This is a genomic window from Hungatella hominis (assembly GCF_014288005.1).
Classification (GTDB): Bacteria; Bacillota; Clostridia; order Lachnospirales; family Lachnospiraceae; genus Hungatella; species Hungatella effluvii.
The window spans coordinates 14,346-35,912 of sequence record NZ_JACOPB010000015.1; the positions used below are offsets into that span (position 1 = coordinate 14,346).

Here is a 21,567-nt window from a genome sequence, read left to right on the forward strand (position 1 = left end):
TAAGAAAAAGCTATGGAATTATTGCCCGGCAATATTTCCATAGCTTTTTCTTATCCTTATAATTATTCTGCGCTGCTTACCGATTCTGCGGGTTTGCTGCTCTCGGCCTCCGCTGGACCGTTGCTGTCTGGAACGCCGCTGGCGCCTCCAGCCATGCCCCCATCCGGAACCTCACTGCCAGGTGAAGGCGATTTAAGAGGGACATCCGGTTCAGCCGGAGCCGTTGCTTCATCATCGGATATCTGCTTAAACTCCAGATTGTCGAACGCGGTGGCAATACAGATTCCGGTACCACTCGCCATATAGTTGATCTTTACGCGGTCACCCGGCTCTGTGAGGGCCAGTTCATTGCTCAGATCGTAGGAAATGGTAAAGATCTGATCCGGTTTCTCCTTCAGGATCAGCTTGTAGGTGATGCTCTCACCTAATGCCTCACTGGCGATCCGGTAGACCTTTCCTTCGGCTTCCTTTGCATTCTGCCCTGTGATGATGCCGTCATTGCTGCTTCCCATAACCTGCCGGAAATTACGGAGCGCGCTGTCGATGGTCTCCCCGGTTCCGACATTCGTATAGTTGGATACGGAGACGAAAGCGTACTGCTTGATCAGACCGGCTCTGTCCTTCAGTGTCATGAAGTACGTGGCCTTTCCGTCCAGATTGATGATCATCGGGAAGGATGCGGAATAGCCATACTGCTGAACCTTACCCTGGGCGGACTGCTGGGCCGCCATCTCGGTGGCGCCGCTCATCTGGTACATCTTCGGTTCCTTCGTTACCATGTCCACCATGATAAATCCGATGGCGGATTCATCGGAGCCCACGCTGGTGAGTCCTGTGAAGAGGTAGCAGTCGGAGCCGTTGTAGACGATGATGTTGCCCTGGCTGGTTCGGAACTTATCCTGGTTGGAGAAGTTGAAGATACCGTGAACATAGGCGCCCTGATTCTGAATCTGCTGCATGATAAATTCTTCCGGCTGAACGCGGTCTACCCATTCCGGCAGATCATCCACACCATAATAATTAGTTTCACCAGTGGAGGCGTTTACAATCGCCACGCCGCTTGCCTCCGGAAGACTGAACAGCCAGCGGTTCTTATAGGTAGTGATTACCCAGTAGGGAACGCCGTCGTCATCCAGCTCGAAGGAGTAATCCGTCATACCCCGGAAGAGGCCGCCTTCAAACAGGCGTACATGGCGGTTTAAATCGTCCAGCAGGTAGGCATTCTCCTGATACTTGATCTTGTGATCCGTTACCAGATCCACATCGCTTACATCGGTCGCGGATACGACGATGTATCCGGCGGAGCCGTCCAGATTCTTTAACCATTTGAAGAAGCCGGAGTGCTCCAGCGGAACAACCCACACCAGTTTTCCATTGACCTTCTGGATCACGGGAGTTCCCAGCACGACCTGGCTGCCAAGTCCCGGATTCTCGCCCACCTTCTTATCGGCCAGTTCCCTGGCCAGTGCCTTGTCCATGACCGGAAGCTGGTTAAGGGCCAGCGGCTGTACCGTCTCGGTGAACTCCGAGATTTCGGGCTGCCCTAGCTGGTCGCGGTACGCCTTGTAATTAAACAGAGGCATGGAGAGTACCGTGACTGCAAAATACAGCAGCCAGAAAATGATCAGCAGCGTAATTCCTGTTTTAATTCCCTTGACGTTCTTGTCCAAGCTGACGGACATGTGGGAGGATTGATCCGTAGTAACACGGATTCCGCCCAAACCAATCAGGAAATTTAAGACGACGTAGGAGCTGAATATAAAACACCAGGCGAATGCGCCATCCGAATACAGCGGATTTAAGTTGGGGCCCTTGACAATGATCATAATCAGGAAAAACAGAGTCAGAGCAAGGTTTAAGAGTAACTTAGTCTTTTTTTTCATGCGAAACTCCCTTTTGAGAAATATTGAATAGTAATAGTACTATTATATTGCAAAATAGAAAAAACACAAGGAAGGTTTCGCATTCTGAGTATAAAGATTTTATAAAGATAAAAGAGTGCACAGCTGTACTGGAAAAAAAGTATGATTGGTTGTATTATAGGAATGGAACGCAGATCATGGGAACGTTTCGGGGGCTGTCCTCGGATGGACTGCACCCTTCAGACGCGGGTCACACCATGATCGCACAGAATTTATCAAACTTTATGAGAGCACATGGCCTGTAAGACAGGGCGTGGCTGAAATGGAGGATTTTATGCAGACTTACAAAAATCCGGTATTGTACGCGGACTATTCGGATCCCGATGTGATTCGGGTCGGAGAAGACTACTATATGGTGGCGTCTTCCTTTACTTATTTTCCCGGGGTACCTCTCCTGCATTCGAAGGATCTGGTGCACTGGGAACTGATCAACTACTGTGTGAAGGAGCTGCCGTATGAAAAATACGCGGTGCCTTCCCATGGATCCGGAACCTGGGCACCGGCGATCCGTTACCACAACGGAACCTTCATCGTGTTTATCCCTCTGGTGGACGAAGGGATTCTGGTGGCCAGAAGCCGCGATCCCTATGGAGAATTCCAGCTGAACATGCTGTGCGAACGAAAGGGCTGGATCGATTCGTGTCCTTTCTGGGATGATGACGGGAAGGCATACATGATCTTTGCCTACGCGGGCAGCAGGGCTGGGGTTAAGCACCGCCTGATGGTGGTGGAGATCGACCCCGACTGCCGGGAACTCATCGGCGAACCGGTCCTGATCTTCGACGGCGAGCAGATCGCCCCGACCACAGAGGGGCCGAAGATGTATAAAAAAGATGGATACTATTACGTTTTAATGCCGTCCGGCGGAGTGGAGAACGGATGGCAGTCCTGCCTTAGATCCACGTCTGTGTACGGCCCTTATGAGTATAAGATCGTCATGCGTCAGGGCAATTCCCCCATCAATGGCCCTCACCAGGGCGGCTGGATAACGGCCCCGGACGGAAGGGACTGGTTCATCCATTTTCAGGATGTCCTGGAACTGGGGAGAATCATCCATCTACAGCCCATGTGTTTTGTGGACGGATGGCCGTTTATGGGACAGGATACGGACGGAGACGGAATCGGCGAGCCTGTGGCGGAATGGAAAATGCCGGCGGAAGGCATGCCGGAGTATGAGATAGCGCGTGCGGATGATTTCTCTTCGGAGACCCTGGGTCTCCAGTGGCAGTGGCAGGCAAATCCCAATCCGGAAAACTATTCCCTGACCGCCGCACCGGGCCATCTAAGGCTGTACTGCCGCAGAAATCCGGACAGGGACAATCTCCTTTGGTACGCCCCCAATGTGCTGACCCAGATCCCCCAGCAAAAGGAGTTTTCCATGATAGCCAGGCTGGAACTCCACGGAGATAAGAACGGAGATTTCGGCGGCATCGGCATGGTGGGCCATTCCTACGCCTACGCCGGCTTATACCAGGGGCCGGACGGACCGGAGCTTCGCTGCTATGAGGGGACCGTTTCGGAGAAAATGTTCCTCGGTGAAGCGGAGGAGCGCTGTGTCCTTAAGGCACCCGCGGCCGGCAGCAGCCTGTGGCTGAAGCTTTCTGTCTCCGGGGACAAGACATACCAGTTTTCATGGTCCGCCGATGGCACCGTGTTCCAGAAGCTGGAGCCGGTATTTAGGCTGTGCCGGGCCACCTGGACAGGAGCGAAGCTCTGCCTGTGGTCCTGCTCGCGTGAAAATGAGGAATCGGCCGGATACTGCGATTATGAGTACGTCATGTTTGAATAAATAGGTGCCAGTGCGTGGGGGAGACCATTTATCTCTGCAACAAATAAAAAGCGTGAGAACACCGAGAAGAATCTGCTCGGCGTTTCCACGCTTTATTTGTTATCCATGATAGATTATATGATGATTCCTAACTCTCCATTTTTTTCAGGATGCTCCTCGCCACGCTGATTCCGTTGGCAGATGCCTGCTGAAGCCCGCGCGTAACGGAGGCGCCGTCTCCGATGGCGCGAAGTCCCGTGACACTGGTCTCGAAGTCAGAATTGACAACAACCTTGTTGGAGTAGAATTTTACTTCCACACCGTAAAGCAGTGTCTCGTCGCTGGCGATACCTGGAGTGACCTTGTCTAAGGCCAGCAGCATTTCCTTAATATCGACCATGATGCGGTGCGGGAATACCAGAGATAAATCGCCGGGAACCGCGTCCTTTAAGGTCGGGATTAAGTTGTTGCGGCAGAGACGTTCTTCCGTGGTACGTCTGCCGCGCTGGAAATCGCCGAAGGTCTGAACCAGAATCTTGCCGTCGCAGAGCATATTGCTGAGCTGGGCGATGTGCTTGCCGTATTCAATCGGCGTCTTGAATGGCTTCGTAAAGTTCTTGGAGACAAGAAGCGCGAAGTTCGTGTTGTTTGTCTTGTATTCCTTGGATTTATAGGCGTGCCCGTTGACAACGGCCAGTCCGTTTTCGTAGTATTCTGTGGCGACCTCACCGGAAGGATTCGTACAGAAGGTACGCACCTTGTCATCAAAGGTCGGGGTATAGTAGACCAGCTTCGCTTCATAGAGATTCTTGTTTAAGAACTCCATGATCTCGTCGCGGACCTCTACGCGGACTCCGATGTCCACAGTTCCGACGCGGGTCTCGATGCCGTGCGCGTCGCAGATATGGCTGAACCAGTCAGAGCCTTCGCGGCCGATGGCAGATACGATCTCCGGCGCGTAATACGTCTCGCCCTTATCGGTAACGATAGCCTTCGCCTCGTTATCTTCTATAATAATATCCTTTACCATGGTGTTGAATTCCATCTCAACGCCCTGAGCCAGTAAATGCTCCTGAAGGCGGGTATAGATCTTGTAGCCTTCCTCTGTGCCGAGATGGCGGATCGGACATTCGATCAGTTTTAAGTTGGCGTTAATCGCCTTTCTGCGGATCTCCTGAATCTCTTTCTGCTTGTCGATGCCGTATACATTCGTGTCGGCGCCGAACTTCAGATAGATGTTATCGGATTCCTTTAAGAGCTCCACTGTCTTATCATATCCCAGAATCTCCGGGAGATTCCCGCCCACGTCTGGAGAGAGTGACAGCTTGCCGTCGGAAAATGCACCCGCTCCGGCAAAACCGGTGGTAATGGAACATGGCTTGCATCCCACGCAAGTCTTGGTCGTCCTCTTCGGACACGTCCTGTTTTCGATTCTGCGCCCCTTCTCGACCATCAGGATCTTTAAATCCGGTTTCTGCTGAATCAGCTCATAGGCACAGAAAATACCGGAAGGCCCCGCCCCGATGATGATGACATCATAGTTACTTGAATTTGAACTCATGAACAACACTCCTTTTCCCATAAAAATACCAACCAGCCTTATAGTCAACTATTCCGGTAGTTGGTAGAAACGTTCAACCTATTTTGAACCTATATAAGGTGTGATTCAGTGACATTAGCATTTTACCATATTGGGAGGGGCACCGCAAGATGTGCGTTCGGGTAAATTTGGTAATTAAGAGTATAGGTTGAGCCTCCGCCATCTTCCGGGAGCGGGACAGAGGCTCAACTTATACAATTTAAACTGTGATTCAGCAAAGGATCTGATATAATACTTCTATATAAATAATATAGAAGGTGGGGTCTTACATTGAAGACATATAAAATCGGAGAAATCTCAAAGATGTTGGGGATTAGCTCGGAAACCATACGAAATTATGAAAAAAAGGGATTAATCCGGCCCTTCAAGGATGAGTATTCGAATTACCGATATTTTGATATTATCCAGATCAATCATCTGCTGAATATCCAGAGGTTTCACAAATATGGATATTCGCTGCAGGAGGTGGGCGATATCATGCAGCAGACTTCCATGGCGAATCTGGAGATGTCCTTGGAAAATAAAGAAGCGGAGCTGATAAATGAGGCTTTTTATATGAATCTGAAGTTAAACAGCATTCATTCTGCTATTTCCAGTATGACACAGGCGCAGAATGCAAAACGGGGATGCTTTTTAGGGATACGGCCGGCTCTGTACCGGATGAATTACCAGAAGCAGTTTGATTTAATCTTGGATAATCAGGTACAGGCAGAACTGGTCAAATGGTTAAAGCATGCAGATCTTCCATTTATGTCAGGTTCTGCCTCGCCGGAGGTCATTAAATCCGGAAAGCATGAGTTTGATTTTGGTTTTTGTCTGGATAAGGCGACGGCGGAGTTTTTGGGTGTTCATGAGAGCGAGATTGTGAAATACTATGAAGTCTGCCCGGCAATCATATTTTATTATGAAGCAACACCGGAAAGCACGATGCCAGAAAAGTCAAAAATGCTGCTGGATTTTGCCGCAGAAAATCATCTGCAAATAAAGGGAGAAAGCATTTCACGGGTGATATTTGCCAGTTGGGAACCTGAGAATTATTATATTTCTCATTTGGTATGGGTCCCTTATGAAACACGTGACGAAAAATAAAATATTTTTTCATTTTACTATTGACTCTCAAGCTGATTGAAGGTTTATGATGTTTGTGTTCAGAAGAACAGTTCAAGTAGAATGGAGAAAAGGTCATGAAATTAACAAAAAATCAATGGATTGTATTTGGTGTAATTTGTTTTATCGGTATCTTTGCAAACCTCGATAAAAGTATGATCGGATTTACAGCAGATAAATTAATTAGTACATATGGGTTCACAAAAACACAAATGGGGAATCTTTCTTCCGTGTTTTATGTCAGCTTTATCCTGGTGACGATTCCCGGCGGATGGCTGGTGGACCGCTTCGGTTATAAGCAGTTTGTGGTTATTTCATTAGCGCTGCTGACCGTATTTTCATTCCTGTTTGGTAGTGTTACCGGTTTGGGGGCAATCGTGTTGCTGCGTTTCATGGTTGGATTCGGGCAGGCGGGATATACCAATGGCGCGCCGAAGATCATCAGCGAGCATTATCAGAGTGATCAGTGTGCAAAGGTACAGTCCTTCGTTGTTGCAACAGCAGGAATTGGGGGTATCTTGGCGAGTACCGTTGGTGAAAGTATGATTAACAGCAACTGGCATTATGCTTATTATTTCCTTTCAGCAGGCTACCTGGTAGCGCTGTTGGCCGTCATCTTTTTGATGAAGGACAATTTTAAAGATAAGGGAGCCGGAAATGCGGTGGTTAAGGCTCCGCAGCAGAAGGCTGGCTTCTTTGACGCATGGAAGAATAAAAATACATTACTGCTGGCACTCGCGGTATTGTTCAGCAACCTTGTGGGAGTTGCCATGCTGTTCTGGCTGCCCAATGTGCTCCGGATTAATTTTAACGTGGAGAATCAGGGAACTTTATCAAAAATAATGGTTGCTTTTTATATCATCATGACAATTGCGATGGCATCAAGTGGTTCCATTATCACCAAATTTTTTAAAGGAAAAGAATTAAAATTTATTTTCGTATCCTCGATTTTGACAGCTGTATGTTTAGTGGTATTTATAACAGCTCCCATTTATATGCTTGCGATTGGAGCTTTGTATGTATCCGTATTCACTATGATGCTGGCATTTTCGGCGCTCTTATCGGTACCTTATCAGCTTGTGCCAAAGCAGATTATCGGAGCCGCATTTGCCGTATTAAATATCGGCGCTTTCGTAGGCGGAATTATTTCACCGCAGTTAGTTAGCTTATTCGCACAGCCGACCAGCTATTTATATTCCTTTATCTGTCTGAGCGTATGCATGATTATCTCAGGCGCTTGCGCCTTGTTTGTGAAAAAACCTGTAGAAATTGTAGGAGGTACTGAAAATGAATGAATGGTTTGATAAAATCCCGGTAGAGGAAATGATAGAATGGAGAAGACATATCCACCAAAATCCGGAATTGTCTTTTAAAGAGTATAACACAGCGGCATACGTAAAAGAAAAACTGCGTTCCTTTGGGCAAATTGAAATTGCAGAGCCGACAGAAACCAGTGTATTGGGTATTTTAAAAGGAGATTTTGGGGGAAAGACTATTTTGCTTCGCGCCGACATGGATGCACTGCCGATGCAGGAAGAAAGTGGGCTGCCTTACCAGTCTGTAGTAGCAAATGCTGCACATACCTGCGGTCACGACACCCATACAGCCATGCTTTTGGCAGCGGCAAAGGTTTTATCAGGAATGAAACACCAGCTTCACGGAACTGTGAAATTCATATTCCAGCATGCAGAGGAGGTCAATCCCGGCGGGGCAAAGTCAATCGTCGATAGCGGACTCATTGATGATGTAGATGCCGTAATTGGTCTGCATATTATCTCCAATCTAGATGCAGGCTCCATAAATGTTCACACAGAAGGTCCTGCGACAACGGCCGCAGATGGTTTTTTCCTAAACATACAGGGAAAAGGAAGCCATGGCTCCATGCCTCAGAAGGGAATTGATCCCATCATTGTGGGAGTACAGATGATCAATGAATTTCAGACCGTCATTTCCCGCTATGCGACGCCGGGAGAGATGGCAGTTCTTACTGTTGGGGAATTTAAAGCAGGGGAAGCGCCGAACATCATCTCGGATAAAGCCTATATGAGTGCATCTGTCCGTACGGTAAACGAAGAGACAAGACAGAGAATCGCGCAGCGCATAAAGGATATCGTGGATAAAACCTGTCAAATATATGGCGCATCCTATGATCTGGATTATCAATTTTCTTATCCGTCGGTTATCAATGATAAGAATCTCTCTGAATTGGTCATGAAAAGTGCGAAAGAAGTGCTTGGCGCGGAGATGGTGAGGGAAGTGCCGATCATCAGCGCAAGCGAGGATTTCGCATATTATCGTCAGATAGCCCCGATTTCATTTGTCCAGCTGGGCGGTGGTACTGCGGCGGACGGGTGTGGCTTTGCCAATCATCATCCAAAGTTTATGATTAAGGAAGATTCGCTTATCTCTGGTGTAAAGACAGAGGTACAGAGCGTGTTAAACTTTTTAAAGTAATTGATCCAAGGGGGCAGCATTACTTATGTTATATATATTTCTCAATATGATAGGAATCGAAGCCGGAGGATTTCTAAGTGGTTTAGTTAAAAAAATCATATCTAAAAAACAGATTGATGCCGGGCTGATTATTGCAAACCTGTGTATTGCGGCAGTCGGAATCCAGGGCGCAATAACGACAAAGAATTCAGCTCTGATGATTATCAGCTGTGTTTTAGGCGCATTGGCCGGCGCCGGCTGCGATCTGGATGGGAAATTCAACCGGTTTGGTGGTTTCCTTAAATCAAAGTTTAAAAAAGCGAATAAAAATTTTGTGAAAGGTTTTATAACAGTCTTCATGATTCAGTGTGTTGGTTCCATGGCAATTGTGGGGCCGCTTGACATTGGTTTAAAGGGCGATGCGTCCATATTGATATTTAAAATAGTCCTGGATACCTGCAGCTCCTTAATTTACGGTGCGATTTATGGCCCCAGTGTTATGCTGTCCGGCCCGTTTGTGTTCTTATATGAGACGGTGATTTTTCTCTTAGCGGGCGCGCTCCATCCGTTTTTAACAGATGCGGTTATCAATGAAATCTCGGCTATAGGTTCTCTTCTTATTTTTGCCATGTCGCTGGATTTATTGGATATCCTGCATTTAAAGGTTGCTAATTACCTGCCCGCACTGCTGGGGCCGGTGGCGTATTATCTGATTCTAATGGTAATTCGTTGATATTGAACCGCAGCATTCTCTTAAATCTTACTGGATAAATTCCTCTCTTCCCCCTTTACATCAAGGTTTCAAACTGTTAAAATGAGTAAACCAGCCAGCGTTAGATACCCCCTACAAGGAAATCTAGCGCTTTTCGGGCGTTCTGAAGTCCAATACCCCGCCGCTGGCAGCAGGGAATTGGTTCTCGCGGCAGTCGCCGGCCGGACATGCGGGTATGTTCGCCTGGTTCGCTGCCCGCGTAAATAATTGGCATGAACTCAGAAATAAATTAATATAGAACATAGTAAGGAGCGGAAAATATGTATTTGATCGCAGGACTTGGAAATCCAACAAGGGAATATGAAAAAACGAGACATAATGTAGGCTTTGAAGCCATCGATATTCTGGCGGACAAGGCCGGAACGACGGTGACGGAGAAGAAGCATAAGGCGCTGTATGGAAAGGGATATATCGGCGGTCAGAAGGTGGTCCTGGCGAAGCCCCAGACGTATATGAACTTAAGTGGGGAAAGCATCCGGGAAATCGCGGACTTTTATAAAATAGAACCGGAGAACATCATCATTCTCTGCGATGACATTAATCTGTCAGAAGGTCAGCTGCGCATACGCTTAAAGGGAAGCGCAGGCGGCCACAATGGCTTAAAAAATATCATCAGCCATCTGGGAACCCAGGAATTTCCGAGAATACGCATCGGGGTAGGCGAGAAAACGCGCGGCATGGATCTGGCGGACTACGTGCTGGGGAGATTCCCGAAGGAGCAGCAGGCAGTTATGGAGGAGGCATACCGCGACGCGGCGGAGGCGGCCTGCATGATGATCGAGGACGGAGCAGATGCGGCGATGAACCATTATAACAGAAAAAATAAGGAGAATTCATGAGCGATGTGTTTGAAAGTCCATTAAGAGAGCTGAAGGAATTTGAAGACTTAGACCGCGATTTAAACCGGAAAAAAGGGCCGGTTCTGGTCAGCGGCTGTATGGATTCCCAGAAGGTCCATTTAATGTACGAGGCGGCGAAGGAGGTGCCCTGGAAGCTGGTGGTCACTTATGACGACACCAGAGCCAGGGAGATTTACGAGGACTACCGCAATTTTGAGCCTGGAGTCTCTCTGTATCCTGCCAGGGACTTACTGTTCTTTAACGCGGACATTCACGGAAATCTTTTAACTAAACAGCGTATGGCCGTATTCCGCAGGCTGATGGAGGAGAAGTCCGGCGTGGTCGTCACTACCTTTGACGGGCTGATGGACCATCTGCTTCCGCTGGCCTTCTTACAGAAGCAGGTTCTCGAGGTGGGAAGCGGACAGACTTTAGATATCGCAGAGTGGAAGGAAAAACTGGTGGAGCTGGGTTACGAGCGCGTAGCCCAGGTGGATGGCATGGGCCAGTTTTCGATCCGGGGCGGCATCATTGATGTATTCCCGCTGACCGAGGAACTGCCGGTGCGTATCGAACTGTGGGATGATGAGGTGGATTCTATCCGTACCTTCGATATCGAGAGCCAGCGGTCCATCGAAGAACTGGAACGTGTCCTGGTCTATCCGGCCACGGAGATGGTGCTGACGAAGCAGCAGATCGCAGACGGACGGGAAGCGATCGAAAAAGAGGCAAAGAAATACGAGAAAGATTTGAGAGCGCAGCTTAAGACGGAGGAGGCAGCCCGGATTCATTCCATTATCTCGGAACTCTCGGATGGCCTTAAAGAAGGCTGGAAACAGCACGGCCTGGACGGTTATATTCATTATTTCTGCCGGGACAGTGTGTCATTTCTCGATTATTTCCCGGAAGAGGACACGGTCATCTACTTAGACGAGCCGGAGCGGTTAAAGGAAAAGGGTGTGACGGTGGAGGAAGAGTTCCGGGAGAGCATGATATCCCGTCTCGAACACGGATATCTGCTTCCGGGACAGACGGGACTGCTTTACCCGGCTAAGGAGATGCTGGCCAGGACGCAGAAGAGCCGTACCGCGTATCTGACCGGCCTGGAGCAGAAGCTCTCCGGATTTACAGTAAATGGAAGATACAGCCTTTCCGTGAAAAATGTGAACTCCTATCAAAATGGATTTGAACTGCTGATCAAGGATCTGACCAGATGGAAACGGGAGGGATACCGTGTAATCCTTCTTTCCGCCTCCAGGACCAGATCCAGCCGTCTTGCCAGCGACTTGAGGGAGTACAATCTGCGGGCGTGGTGCCCGGATGAGAGCCGGGAAGAGGTGGAGGTGAAGCCAGGTGAAATCCTGGTAACCTATGGAAACTTACACCGCGGCTTCGAGTATCCGATGATCAAGTTTATCGTGATCACGGAAGGCGACATGTTCGGCGTCGAGAAAAAGAAGCGGAAGAGGAAGAAGACCACCTACGAGGGAACGAAGATTCAGAGTTTTTCTGATCTGTCCGTGGGGGACTATGTGGTTCATGAGGACCACGGCCTGGGTATCTACCGCGGAATTGAGAAGATCGAACAGGACGGAGTCATCAAGGATTACTTAAAGGTAGAGTATGGAGACGGAGGCAACCTCTATCTGCCCGCTACACGCCTGGACGGGATCCAGAAGTACGCCGGTTCCGAGGCGAAGAAGCCGAAATTAAACCGTCTCGGCGGAGACCAGTGGAACAAGACGAAGACCAGGGTGAAAGGCGCGGTTAAGGAGATTGCCAAGGACCTGGTGCAGCTATATGCAGCCAGACAGGACACCCAGGGCTTTCCGTACGGGCCTGATACGGTATGGCAGAAGGAATTCGAGGAGATGTTCCCTTACGAGGAGACGGAGGACCAGCTGGATGCCATCGATGCCACCAAGGGCGACATGGAGAGCCGGAAGATAATGGACCGCCTGATCTGCGGCGACGTGGGCTACGGAAAGACGGAGATCGCCCTGCGCGCCGCGTTCAAGGCGGTGCAGGACGAAAAGCAGGTGGTGTATCTGGTGCCGACCACGATTCTGGCCCAGCAGCATTACAACACCTTTGTCCAGAGAATGAAGGATTTCCCGGTGCGTGTGGATCTGATGTCCCGGTTCCGCACACCGGGCCAGGTGAAGAAGACGCTGGAGGATTTAAAACGCGGACTGGTGGATATCGTGATCGGCACCCATCGCGTGCTGTCAAAGGATGTCCAGTTTAAGGATTTGGGGCTTCTGATTATCGATGAGGAGCAGCGATTCGGCGTGGCTCACAAGGAGAAGATCAAGAAGCTGAAGGAAAATATTGACGTTCTCACCCTGACTGCGACTCCGATTCCCAGAACGCTGCACATGAGCCTGGTGGGAATCCGCGACATGAGTGTGCTGGAGGAACCTCCTGTAGACCGTATGCCCATCCAGACGTACGTGATGGAGTATAATGACGAGATGGTCCGGGAGGCCATTAACCGGGAGCTTTCCCGGGGCGGCCAGGTGTATTACGTATACAACCGCGTCAGCAACATCGACGAGGTGGCGAACCATATCGCCAGTCTCGTGCCGGAGGCCTCAGTGACCTTCGCCCATGGCCAGATGCATGAGCATGAGTTGGAGCGCATCATGTTTGATTTCGTCAATGGGGAGATCGATGTGCTTGTCTGCACCACCATCATCGAGACGGGACTCGATATTCCCAATGCCAATACGATGATTATACAGGATGCGGACCGCATGGGACTTTCCCAGCTGTACCAGCTGAGGGGGCGCGTGGGCCGGTCGAGCAGGACTTCCTATGCGTTTCTCATGTACAAACGTGACAAGATGCTTCGGGAGGAGGCAGAGAAGCGTCTCCAGGCCATCCGGGAGTTTACGGAGCTGGGCTCCGGCATCAAGATTGCCATGCGTGACTTAGAGATCCGCGGGGCGGGCAATGTTCTGGGCGCGGAACAGCACGGCCATATGGAAGCGGTCGGGTATGACCTTTACTGTAAACTGTTAAATCAGGCGGTATTGGAATTGAAGGGCCAGCGGAGGGAGGAGGACACCTACGAGACTGTGGTGGACTGCGACATCGACGCTTATATCCCTACCTCTTATATTAAGAATGAATATCAGAAGCTGGATATTTACAAGAGGATTTCCAGTATTGAGAATGAGGATGAGCACATGGATATGCAGGATGAGCTGATGGACCGTTTCGGAGATATTCCGAAGCCGGTTGAAAATCTCCTGCACGTGGCGGCCATCAAGGCGCTGGCTCATGGTGCTTACGTGACCGAGGTGAACATCAACAGCCAGGAGATCCGGCTCACCATGTATCAGAAAGCGAAGCTTAACGTGGCGGGCATACCGGCTATGGTGGAGCGGTACCGCGGCGATTTGAAGTTCCATATGGCGGATGAACCGTACTTTACGTTCATCGACAGGCGGAAAAACCAGACCACGGCCGGTATGATGGAACAGGCGGAAGAGCTGCTGAAACAGTTGCGTGAATTGACAGAAAAATAAAGAGTATTCTGAAAAGTGTTTATAAAAATTTAAGCTTACGATGGTTGCTATTAGCCTATTTTATGATATAATAATAGTAGAAGAAGGGATAAAAATCCCCAATGCATGCTATATTTCCATAATCATAAAATATAAGAAAGGTGGTAACCATGGACGTTTTAGGTATGTATCTTCTGCAGAGAGTTTCGAATGAGCTGACCATTCAAAGGAATGAATCATTTGAGAACAGATTTGTAGCTCCGGTTCCTGACAGCACGGCGGCAAGGGTGACGCATGAGGCGTATGTATGCTCCTCAAAGGACGTATCACCAAGGGTCACGAAAGGAGCGTTCTGATTCAGACAATGAAGATTGCGAAAGAGCAGTAGGAGTTTCGTAAGCAGGCGGCTGTTCCGGATTCTGTAAGGAGCATGCTTAAAAGATTTTGAAAGGGAGCTGCTGCACCGGCTGTGTAAGACCAGCGGTGCGCAGCTTCTTTTTATCGGGTAAAATGATAGAAAATACGATTTGGGGAAAGGATAACATTTATGAAGCAGAATTACATCGTATATGCAGGAAGCTATGCAGCGGCAGAGGAGGCCGGAATTCACGGGTACAGGCTGATCCGGGGAGAAGGCGGGGAGCCGCGGCTTACGGAAGTTTTTGCGGCCGCAGGAGTGTCGAATCCGTCGTACCTGGCGGTTTCCTCCGATGGCCGGTTTTTATACTCCGTTATGGAGGACATGACTTATGAAGGAAGGAGCGGAGGCGGTGTGGCTGCGTTCCGGATTCACAGCGATTCGCTGACGCTTCTTAACACACGGGGAACGGAGGGAACGCTGCCGTGTCATCTGCTTCCCGATGAGAAGCGGGGCTTTCTGTACGCAGCCAACTATATGAGCGGCAGCGTATCCATGTTCCGGTTAAATGCGGATGGCTCCATCGGGGAACTGTGTGATTTGAAACAACATTCTGGCCACGGACCCAATGAAGAGAGACAGGAGGGGCCTCATGTTCATTATACAGGGTACTCTGCGGATGAAGAAGGTCTCTGGTGCGTGGATTTAGGGATCGACCGGATCAAATATTACAGGATCGATGAAAAGAATGGGAAGCTGGAGCCAGACGAGAAGCGCGATATTGTATTTCCGGGAGGTACGGGGCCGAGACATTTTGTCTTAAACGGTGAGAAGAGAGAGCTGATGTATGTGGTGAGTGAACTGAGCTCGGAGGTATTTGTGATTCAATGCAGCGGCGGGGAAAACCGTATCCTGCAGAGAGTCTCCACACTGCCGGAGCAGGCGGAGAACAACACGTGTGCGGCCATTCATTTATCCGGCGACAGACGTTTTCTCTGCGCTTCCAACCGCGGGCACGACAGCATCGCGGTGTTTGCGGTGGACGCCGGTACCGGACTTCTCGCGTTCACCGGGCGGACCGGGACGAGGGGGAAGACGCCCAGGGATTTCTGCCTCTGCGGGGACGTAATCCTTTCCGCGAATCAGGACAGCGATACGATTACCATGTTTCGATTTGATGAAGAAAATGGAAAAATCGATGACATGGATGAGGAGATCCGCTGCGGATCGCCGGTATGTCTGATCGGCGCAGCGGAACGGTGAGGAGAAGACAGGCAGGAAGAATATAACAGAACAGCCATCAACCACAAAATCTGATCGTATTTGCGCCAGTTCAAAAGAACTGGCGCATTTTCTTACGCCATACTCTGCAGTCATGATACTGCGGAAGCCGCATTCAGAGCGGTCTTCACGGCTGTAAATCAATTTTAAAAACCTCATTCGATGGAAAATGACAGGGATATATTACGAAAAATGGCAGACATGAGTATAAATCTCAGCGTTCGTAGCAAAATAGTATCAGTGATATAAAATTGTACACCATGGAGGAGTTTTATATGAAAGCAACAGGTATTGTAAGGAGAATTGATGACCTTGGCCGTGTGGTAATCCCGAAAGAAATCAGGAGAACCCTTCGTTTGAGAGAGGGTACGCCGTTAGAGATATTCACAGACAGGGAAGGCGAAATCATTTTAAAGAAATATTCACCGATGGTTGAACTGACGGCGTTTGCATCCCAGTATGCGGAAGCCATGGCACAGACGACGGGACTTACCGTCTGCATCAGTGACAGGGACCAGGTGATCGCGGTTGCCGGTGGTTCGAAAAAGGAACTGCTCCAGAAGACGATCAGCAAACAGCTGGAAAATGTAATTAATGAAAGAACCGTATTGCTGGCTGGAAAAGATGATAAGAATTTTACTCCCCTGACTGGAGAAGCCCTGGAAGGGATCACAGCCCAGGTGATCGCGCCGATTATCTGTGAAGGCGATGCGATCGGGGCGGTTGCTTTGTTAAGCCGAGAGCCCAGAGCAAGATTTGGAGATATGGAAACGAAGCTGGCTACGACGGCAGCAGGATTCCTTGGAAGACAGATGGAAGGCTGATAACAGCCGTAAAAAAGGAGGTGACAGAGATGGCAGCGTATGATCCGAAGGAAGATGATTACGGTGATGGAGATATACCCGAAGTGGATACAGAACCCTACAAAGACGGCTTCTATGTGGAGCCGCTTCCCGAGTCCACACGTCCCAGAAGGGACGGCCCCGGCGGGGACTGATGATGAAAAATAAAAACGGCCTGTCAGCTTCATGGCGACAGGCCGTTTTGTTTAATTGATTATCTGATCGCCGTCCTTGATGCAGTAATTGACACGCACGCCCAATTCCTCCATCCACTGACGGGTCTCCAACGTCTTCCAGTCCCCGCTTCCGATACCGCCGCCGTTGTCATTGTCCCAGAGCCACTGCGGGCAGGGCCATAAGGCGATCTGAGGATTGATGGCCGCGTAGACATCGCGGTTTACGCCGTACTGTCCGTGATGGGACATCTGTACGATATCGCTCTTAAGCTCGGCGGGCGTGTGCTCGTTCATTAAGAGCTGTCCGCCTTCCGGTCCCAAGTCGCCCAGAACCAGGATGCTGACGCCGTTTAAGTAAAACTTAAAGACGACGGAACTGTTGTTAACAGAGGTGGCATCCAGGAGGTACGGATCATTCATTACGACGGCCCGGATATCCCCCAGCTGTATTTCCTGGCCCTTGGTGATGTCGCCGTGAAGCTTCTCCGGCGGAAGCTTTGCCAGGGCGTCCCGAAGGCTCACCACGAAGTCGCCGCGTCCGGAACCGTGGGTATCGTACCATTCCTGGTCTGTGAATTTATAGTAGACGTTGTCAATGGTGATCTGGCTGTCCGGATTATTTAAAATCTCAATCAGGGCGCCTGCATGGTCGGAATGGGGATGGGTGATGAACCATCCGGAGACATGGCCTCCCTTGGAGCGGATCACATCGAGTAAATGGGCGGAATCACTGTCCCAGCCGCCGTCAATGACGACGAGAGTGCCATCCTTTGACTGCATGACCATGGACAGCATCTGACGGTTGCCGTGGTCAGCCAGCAGAGACAGGCTTCCGCCGTCAAAGAGCTGGCTTCCCGGCCCGATGGACAGTTTGGAAGAAAACCCCATACGCTGTATGGCCGGCTGTGCTTCCGTTCCTTCTGCGGCCACGGGCTGTCCGATAAAGCCGGTCAGTGCAATATTTAAAAACAGAATTCCCGCGGCTATTTTTTTCCAGATATTAAATGATTTCATGTTTCCCTCCGGTTTCTTTTTTGACTATCCCTTATTATATAAGATCGTCCCCGTTTTTAACAGGTGGAGGCGTAAATTGTCAGGAAATCTTCAGAAATGGCGAAAGCTGCCGCTGTTTTTTGGAAATTATTTCAAAAAAAGATTGACAGACGGCGCAGCCTCCTGTACAATAACACGCAATACATAGCAAAGAGATATGAATACTATGAATCGAACGTGTTCCGCATGAGGAACGGGGAAAGGATGGATGCATATGTCAGAGAAAAAGAAATTGAGGTTTGAAACATTACAGATCCATGCAGGCCAGGAGGAGCCTGATCCGGCCACAGGGGCCAGGGCGGTTCCGATCTACCAGACCACGTCGTATGTATTTAAGAACTGCAAAGAGGCGGCGGACCGTTTCAGCCTTTCGGCTGCAGGCAATATCTACGGACGCCTGACCAATCCCACAGAGGATGTGCTTGAACAGCGGATCGCGGCTTTAGAGGGCGGCAGCGCGGCGCTTGCCGTGGCCAGCGGAGCGGCGGCTATTGCTTATACCTTTCAGGCGCTTGCCAGGGAAGGCGATCATATTGTGGCGGCTTCCACCATCTATGGAGGCACCTACAATCTGCTTGCGCATACGCTGCCGGAATTCGGCGTGACGGCCACCTTTGTAGATCCCGACGAGCCCGGGGCGTTTGAGCGTGCCATTCGCCCCAATACAAAGGCCGTCTTTATCGAAACGCTGGGAAACCCCAATTCCAGCATCATCGATATGGAAGCTGCGGCCGCTGTGGCCCATGCCCATAAAATCCCCCTGATTGTGGATAATACCTTTGCTACCCCGTATCTGTTCCGCCCGCTGGAGCACGGGGCTGATATTGTGGTACATTCCGCAACCAAATTTATGGGTGGTCACGGTACTGCGCTGGGAGGCGTTATCGTGGAAGGCGGAAGCTTCGACTGGGAGGCATCAGGCAAATTTCCCAGTCTTGTGGAGCCGAATCCCAGCTACCACGGCGTCAGCTTTACGAAAGCGGCCGGACCGGCGGCCCTCGTGACGAAAATCCGCGCAGTACTTCTGCGGGACACGGGTGCTACCCTGGCGCCTCTGCACGCGTTTTTACTGCTTCAGGGACTGGAGACGCTGTCGCTGCGTGTGGAGCGCCACGTCTTTAACGCTGTCCGGGTTGTGGAATACTTAAATGCGAATCCCCACGTAAAGAAGGTAAACCATCCATCACTCTCCGACAGCCCGTACCATGAACTCTACAACCGGTATTTTCCGGAGGGAGCCGGTTCCATCTTTACCTTTGAGATAGAGGGCGGGGCGGAGAAGGCAATGGAATTTATCGACCATCTGAAGATATTTTCCCTTCTCGCCAATGTGGCCGACGTAAAATCCCTGGTGATCCACCCGGCCAGCACCACACACGCCCAGATGACAGAGCAGGAACTTGCGGCCAGCGGCATCAGGCCGGAGACCATCCGGCTCTCCATCGGAACCGAGCATATAGAAGACATTATTCAGGATCTGGACCAGGCATTTGCTTGTGTTTTCTGACAAAAAAGCGTATAATTTTCTGGTATAGGAAATCATTTTCGGGCCGGATGGAGCAGCTGCCCATCCGGCCCGGATTATTTACGCCGGCGGCGAGCCAGACGGACGTGTCCGCATGGCCTCCGGCGGCGGCATGCCCCGCTTTATCGGGTACTGTTAATAGAAGGGGGAATACAGATGTATTCATTTGAGGATCTGGTAAGAATTACGGCACAACTCCGCTCGGAGCACGGCTGTCCCTGGGACAGGAAGCAGACTCATGAGAGCCTGAAGCCATGTTTGAAAGAGGAGAGCGAAGAGGTATTTGCGGCCATCGACAATCACGATATGGAGAATCTCTGTGAAGAACTGGGGGACGTGCTGTTCCAGGTGCTGATGCACAGCCGGATTGCAGAGGAAAATGGTGCGTTTACGATGGACGATGTGGTAAACGGCATCTGTGAGAAGATGGTAAGGCGCCATCCTCATGTATTTGGCGACGCGAAAGCGGCCACTCCAGAGGAAAGTCTGGAATTATGGAATGAGATAAAACGCCAGGAGAAGCTGGGGAAGAAATAGAATAATTGTTTCATAAAAAGCCGTTTTTATGCACAAACTATTTTTAAGGGCAAAGCCAATAAAAAGGTAAAAAACCTTGACAAAAACAGGAGAAACAGCTATAAATGATATAGTATCGTATTAACGAGAAAAATCGTAGTTAAATACTACATTCTAGGAGGAAGATATCAATGAACAAAACAGAATTAATCGCAGCAGTAGCAGAGAAGGCAGAACTGTCCAAGAAGGATGCAGAGAAGGCAGTAAAGGCTTTCACAGATGTAGTATCTGAAGAATTAGTAAACGGCGGAAAAATCCAGTTAGTTGGTTTTGGTACATTTGAAGTTTCTGAAAGAGCAGCAAGAGAAGGAAGAAACCCGAAGAGCGGCGAAGTTATGAATATCCCGGCTTCCAAGACACCAAAATTCAAAGCTGGCAAGGCATTAAAGGATATGGTGAACGCATAATTCATGAGACTTGATAAGTTCCTAAAGGTTTCCCGGCTCATCAAGAGAAGAACTGTGGCTAATGAAGCCTGCGACGCAGGCCGCGTGGTCGTGAATGATAAACCGGCGAAGGCTTCCTTAAACGTTAAGGAAGGCGACATCATCGAGATTCATTTCGGGACAAGCTCTGTAAAGGTGGAAGTCCTCGATGTAGCGGAGACTGTAAAAAAGGATGAAGCGAAAGAGCTTTATCGCTATATTTAACAGGAATAAAGAGGCGCGCCTCCTAATATACTTTAGACAGGTATATTAGGAGGTTTTTTAATGGAAGAGAAGATGAATATCCGCCCGCATAAGCTTACACTGGAAAACAGAGGGGCCGGAACCGTTACGGGGGTCCGGGAGGTCGTGTCGTTCGATGAGAATCAGGTGGTGCTCGATACCGATTTGGGGCTTCTTACTGTCAAGGGGAAGGACTTGCATGTCAGCAGGCTTACCCTGGAAAAGGGAGAGGTGGACTTAGACGGCACCATCGACAGTTTAAACTATTCCTCCAACGAGGCCTTAAGAAAGTCCGGAGAATCCCTGTTTACCAGATTATTCAAATAAAGAGCCTAAAGGAGTCCTATGAGCGTCCATATTGTATATGAGGTGAGACTTCTGCTCTACAGCTTTGCCACGGGCGCAGGGCTTATGATGACGTATGATTTTTTAAGGATCCTTCGCATCTTCATTCCTCACCTTCCCGTCATCGTGGGCGTGGAGGACATGGTATACTGGGTCTACGCGAGCCTGGTGACATTCTCCCTGCTGTATGAACAGAATGACGGAGGCTTAAGAGGATACGTCATCGCAGGTGTCTTTATCGGAATGTTTTTATACGACCGGCTGATCAGCAGGTTTTTTCTAAAGTTCTTGAAAAATACATGGAAATATCTTAGAATGAAGCTAGACAAGTGTTTCCGCCGCAGAAAGAAACGGCAACGATAGAATAGCTGGTGATAAAGAGAATGAGTAATTTGGGAAAATCGAGGAGAAAACGGAAAGATAAATGGGGCAACCGTATGGCCCTGATCGGAATCACCTTTGTGGTATTCAGCCTGGCAGTCATCGTTACGGTCAAGGGCGCCTCCTTAAAGGACAAGGAACTGGAATACCAGATTCGTGAGGAGAATTTAACCGCTCAGAGGGACAAGGAGCTGGAACGCTCAAAGGAACTGGAAGAGTACCGGATCTATGTCCAGACGAAGCAGTACATAGAAGAGGTGGCGAAACAGAAGCTGGGACTGGTGAATCCTGACGAGATTCTGTTGAAACCGAAAAAAAAAGAATGAATCCTGTCGTAATATTTTTGGGACAGGGTGTTAAGATTTGACAAATATTTCCCTCCAACCTGTATATAATGTGCGTTAGGAAC

Annotated in this window: 21 protein-coding genes and 1 riboswitch; of the genes, 18 read left to right on the top strand and 3 right to left on the bottom strand. The window is 49.6% G+C overall.

Annotated features, from left to right (window positions below; translation table 11 throughout):
• Positions 1 to 62: 62 nt before the first annotated feature.
• Positions 63 to 1,883 (bottom strand): hypothetical protein, encoded by a 1,821-nt coding sequence (locus H8S75_RS24105; RefSeq protein ID WP_243270440.1) that lies wholly within the window; start codon positions 1,881 to 1,883, stop codon positions 63 to 65.
• 313 nt (positions 1,884 to 2,196) lie between these two features.
• On the opposite strand from H8S75_RS24105, the gene H8S75_RS24110 reads away from it, so the two are divergent.
• Positions 2,197 to 3,711: a glycoside hydrolase family 43 protein gene (locus tag H8S75_RS24110; RefSeq protein ID WP_187023727.1), complete on the top strand. Its 1,515-nt coding sequence runs from the start codon at positions 2,197 to 2,199 to the stop codon at positions 3,709 to 3,711.
• A gap of 127 nt (positions 3,712 to 3,838) precedes the next feature.
• On the opposite strand, the gene H8S75_RS24115 is transcribed toward H8S75_RS24110, so the two are convergent.
• Complete coding sequence (locus H8S75_RS24115; protein ID WP_187023728.1) at positions 3,839 to 5,251, bottom strand: NAD(P)/FAD-dependent oxidoreductase; 1,413 nt, start codon at positions 5,249 to 5,251, stop codon at positions 3,839 to 3,841.
• A 21-nt stretch (positions 5,252 to 5,272) separates the two neighbouring features.
• Positions 5,273 to 5,368, bottom strand: a riboswitch (purine riboswitch).
• Positions 5,369 to 5,560: 192 nt separating this feature from the next.
• Here H8S75_RS24115 and H8S75_RS24120 point away from each other — a divergent pair.
• The 10 genes from H8S75_RS24120 to H8S75_RS24165 all read left to right on the top strand — a co-directional run bounded on the left by H8S75_RS24120 (position 5,561) and on the right by H8S75_RS24165 (position 16,589).
• A complete protein-coding gene (locus H8S75_RS24120; protein WP_187023729.1) occupies positions 5,561 to 6,379 on the top strand; it encodes a MerR family transcriptional regulator in 819 nt (272 codons plus the stop codon).
• A gap of 95 nt (positions 6,380 to 6,474) precedes the next feature.
• On the top strand, positions 6,475 to 7,692 hold the full coding sequence (locus tag H8S75_RS24125) for an MFS transporter (RefSeq protein WP_187023730.1): 1,218 nt from the start codon (positions 6,475 to 6,477) through the stop codon (positions 7,690 to 7,692).
• On the top strand, positions 7,685 to 8,851 hold the full coding sequence (locus H8S75_RS24130) for a M20 metallopeptidase family protein (protein WP_187023731.1): 1,167 nt from the start codon (positions 7,685 to 7,687) through the stop codon (positions 8,849 to 8,851). The genes H8S75_RS24125 and H8S75_RS24130 overlap by 8 nt, the downstream gene beginning before the upstream one ends.
• Positions 8,852 to 8,876: 25 nt before the next feature.
• On the top strand, positions 8,877 to 9,563 hold the full coding sequence (locus H8S75_RS24135) for a DUF554 domain-containing protein (RefSeq protein ID WP_187023732.1): 687 nt from the start codon (positions 8,877 to 8,879) through the stop codon (positions 9,561 to 9,563).
• Between the two features lie 299 nt (positions 9,564 to 9,862).
• Positions 9,863 to 10,441, top strand: coding sequence for an aminoacyl-tRNA hydrolase (gene pth / locus H8S75_RS24140; RefSeq protein WP_187023733.1), 579 nt, complete (start codon positions 9,863 to 9,865; stop codon positions 10,439 to 10,441).
• A complete protein-coding gene (gene mfd / locus H8S75_RS24145; RefSeq protein ID WP_187023734.1) occupies positions 10,438 to 13,974 on the top strand; it encodes a transcription-repair coupling factor in 3,537 nt (1,178 codons plus the stop codon). Before pth ends, mfd begins: the two co-directional genes overlap by 4 nt.
• A gap of 149 nt (positions 13,975 to 14,123) precedes the next feature.
• A complete protein-coding gene (locus H8S75_RS24150; protein ID WP_002605189.1) occupies positions 14,124 to 14,309 on the top strand; it encodes a hypothetical protein in 186 nt (61 codons plus the stop codon).
• A gap of 191 nt (positions 14,310 to 14,500) precedes the next feature.
• A complete protein-coding gene (locus H8S75_RS24155; RefSeq protein WP_187023735.1) occupies positions 14,501 to 15,574 on the top strand; it encodes a lactonase family protein in 1,074 nt (357 codons plus the stop codon).
• 293 nt (positions 15,575 to 15,867) lie between these two features.
• Positions 15,868 to 16,416 (top strand): stage V sporulation protein T, encoded by a 549-nt coding sequence (gene spoVT, locus H8S75_RS24160; protein ID WP_002605187.1) that lies wholly within the window; start codon positions 15,868 to 15,870, stop codon positions 16,414 to 16,416.
• A gap of 29 nt (positions 16,417 to 16,445) precedes the next feature.
• Complete coding sequence (locus H8S75_RS24165; RefSeq protein ID WP_002605186.1) at positions 16,446 to 16,589, top strand: hypothetical protein; 144 nt, start codon at positions 16,446 to 16,448, stop codon at positions 16,587 to 16,589.
• A 51-nt stretch (positions 16,590 to 16,640) separates the two neighbouring features.
• Here H8S75_RS24165 and H8S75_RS24170 read toward each other — a convergent pair whose 3' ends face one another.
• Positions 16,641 to 17,624 (bottom strand): ComEC/Rec2 family competence protein, encoded by a 984-nt coding sequence (locus H8S75_RS24170; protein ID WP_187023736.1) that lies wholly within the window; start codon positions 17,622 to 17,624, stop codon positions 16,641 to 16,643.
• Positions 17,625 to 17,877: 253 nt separating this feature from the next.
• Here H8S75_RS24170 and H8S75_RS24175 point away from each other — a divergent pair, with 253 nt between their 5' ends.
• The 7 genes from H8S75_RS24175 (at position 17,878) to H8S75_RS24205 (ending at position 21,484) form a co-directional block, all read left to right on the top strand.
• Complete coding sequence (locus H8S75_RS24175) at positions 17,878 to 19,170, top strand: O-acetylhomoserine aminocarboxypropyltransferase/cysteine synthase family protein (protein ID WP_187023737.1); 1,293 nt, start codon at positions 17,878 to 17,880, stop codon at positions 19,168 to 19,170.
• A 174-nt stretch (positions 19,171 to 19,344) separates the two neighbouring features.
• Positions 19,345 to 19,725, top strand: coding sequence for a MazG family protein (locus H8S75_RS24180; protein WP_187023738.1), 381 nt, complete (start codon positions 19,345 to 19,347; stop codon positions 19,723 to 19,725).
• A gap of 170 nt (positions 19,726 to 19,895) precedes the next feature.
• On the top strand, positions 19,896 to 20,171 hold the full coding sequence (locus H8S75_RS24185) for an HU family DNA-binding protein (RefSeq protein WP_002605179.1): 276 nt from the start codon (positions 19,896 to 19,898) through the stop codon (positions 20,169 to 20,171).
• A gap of 3 nt (positions 20,172 to 20,174) precedes the next feature.
• Entirely contained in the window at positions 20,175 to 20,414 is a 240-nt protein-coding gene (locus H8S75_RS24190; protein ID WP_002605178.1) for an RNA-binding S4 domain-containing protein, read from the top strand.
• Positions 20,415 to 20,474: 60 nt separating this feature from the next.
• Positions 20,475 to 20,759, top strand: coding sequence for a sporulation protein YabP (yabP, locus tag H8S75_RS24195; protein ID WP_187023739.1), 285 nt, complete (start codon positions 20,475 to 20,477; stop codon positions 20,757 to 20,759).
• An 18-nt stretch (positions 20,760 to 20,777) separates the two neighbouring features.
• Positions 20,778 to 21,140: a spore cortex biosynthesis protein YabQ gene (yabQ, locus tag H8S75_RS24200; RefSeq protein ID WP_187023740.1), complete on the top strand. Its 363-nt coding sequence runs from the start codon at positions 20,778 to 20,780 to the stop codon at positions 21,138 to 21,140.
• 20 nt (positions 21,141 to 21,160) lie between these two features.
• Positions 21,161 to 21,484, top strand: a complete 324-nt coding sequence (locus tag H8S75_RS24205) for a septum formation initiator (RefSeq protein WP_055659179.1) — start codon at positions 21,161 to 21,163, stop codon at positions 21,482 to 21,484.
• The last annotated feature ends 83 nt before the right edge of the window (positions 21,485 to 21,567 follow it).

What these genes read in the sequence shown, in the direction of transcription:
- H8S75_RS24105 (WP_243270440.1), bottom strand. Translation starts at nt 1,883, where the DNA reads ATGAAAAAAAAGACTAAGTTACTCTTAAACCTTGCTCTGACTCTGTTT.
- H8S75_RS24110 (WP_187023727.1), top strand. Translation starts at nt 2,197, where the DNA reads ATGCAGACTTACAAAAATCCGGTATTGTACGCGGACTATTCGGATCCC.
- H8S75_RS24115 (WP_187023728.1), bottom strand. Translation starts at nt 5,251, where the DNA reads ATGAGTTCAAATTCAAGTAACTATGATGTCATCATCATCGGGGCGGGG.
- H8S75_RS24125 (WP_187023730.1), top strand. Translation starts at nt 6,475, where the DNA reads ATGAAATTAACAAAAAATCAATGGATTGTATTTGGTGTAATTTGTTTT.
- H8S75_RS24130 (WP_187023731.1), top strand. Translation starts at nt 7,685, where the DNA reads ATGAATGAATGGTTTGATAAAATCCCGGTAGAGGAAATGATAGAATGG.
- H8S75_RS24135 (WP_187023732.1), top strand. Translation starts at nt 8,877, where the DNA reads ATGTTATATATATTTCTCAATATGATAGGAATCGAAGCCGGAGGATTT.
- pth (WP_187023733.1), top strand. Translation starts at nt 9,863, where the DNA reads ATGTATTTGATCGCAGGACTTGGAAATCCAACAAGGGAATATGAAAAA.
- mfd (WP_187023734.1), top strand. Translation starts at nt 10,438, where the DNA reads ATGAGCGATGTGTTTGAAAGTCCATTAAGAGAGCTGAAGGAATTTGAA.
- H8S75_RS24150 (WP_002605189.1), top strand. Translation starts at nt 14,124, where the DNA reads ATGGACGTTTTAGGTATGTATCTTCTGCAGAGAGTTTCGAATGAGCTG.
- H8S75_RS24155 (WP_187023735.1), top strand. Translation starts at nt 14,501, where the DNA reads ATGAAGCAGAATTACATCGTATATGCAGGAAGCTATGCAGCGGCAGAG.
- spoVT (WP_002605187.1), top strand. Translation starts at nt 15,868, where the DNA reads ATGAAAGCAACAGGTATTGTAAGGAGAATTGATGACCTTGGCCGTGTG.
- H8S75_RS24165 (WP_002605186.1), top strand. Translation starts at nt 16,446, where the DNA reads ATGGCAGCGTATGATCCGAAGGAAGATGATTACGGTGATGGAGATATA.
- H8S75_RS24170 (WP_187023736.1), bottom strand. Translation starts at nt 17,624, where the DNA reads ATGAAATCATTTAATATCTGGAAAAAAATAGCCGCGGGAATTCTGTTT.
- H8S75_RS24175 (WP_187023737.1), top strand. Translation starts at nt 17,878, where the DNA reads ATGTCAGAGAAAAAGAAATTGAGGTTTGAAACATTACAGATCCATGCA.
- H8S75_RS24180 (WP_187023738.1), top strand. Translation starts at nt 19,345, where the DNA reads ATGTATTCATTTGAGGATCTGGTAAGAATTACGGCACAACTCCGCTCG.
- H8S75_RS24185 (WP_002605179.1), top strand. Translation starts at nt 19,896, where the DNA reads ATGAACAAAACAGAATTAATCGCAGCAGTAGCAGAGAAGGCAGAACTG.
- H8S75_RS24190 (WP_002605178.1), top strand. Translation starts at nt 20,175, where the DNA reads ATGAGACTTGATAAGTTCCTAAAGGTTTCCCGGCTCATCAAGAGAAGA.
- yabP (WP_187023739.1), top strand. Translation starts at nt 20,475, where the DNA reads ATGGAAGAGAAGATGAATATCCGCCCGCATAAGCTTACACTGGAAAAC.
- yabQ (WP_187023740.1), top strand. Translation starts at nt 20,778, where the DNA reads ATGAGCGTCCATATTGTATATGAGGTGAGACTTCTGCTCTACAGCTTT.
- H8S75_RS24205 (WP_055659179.1), top strand. Translation starts at nt 21,161, where the DNA reads ATGAGTAATTTGGGAAAATCGAGGAGAAAACGGAAAGATAAATGGGGC.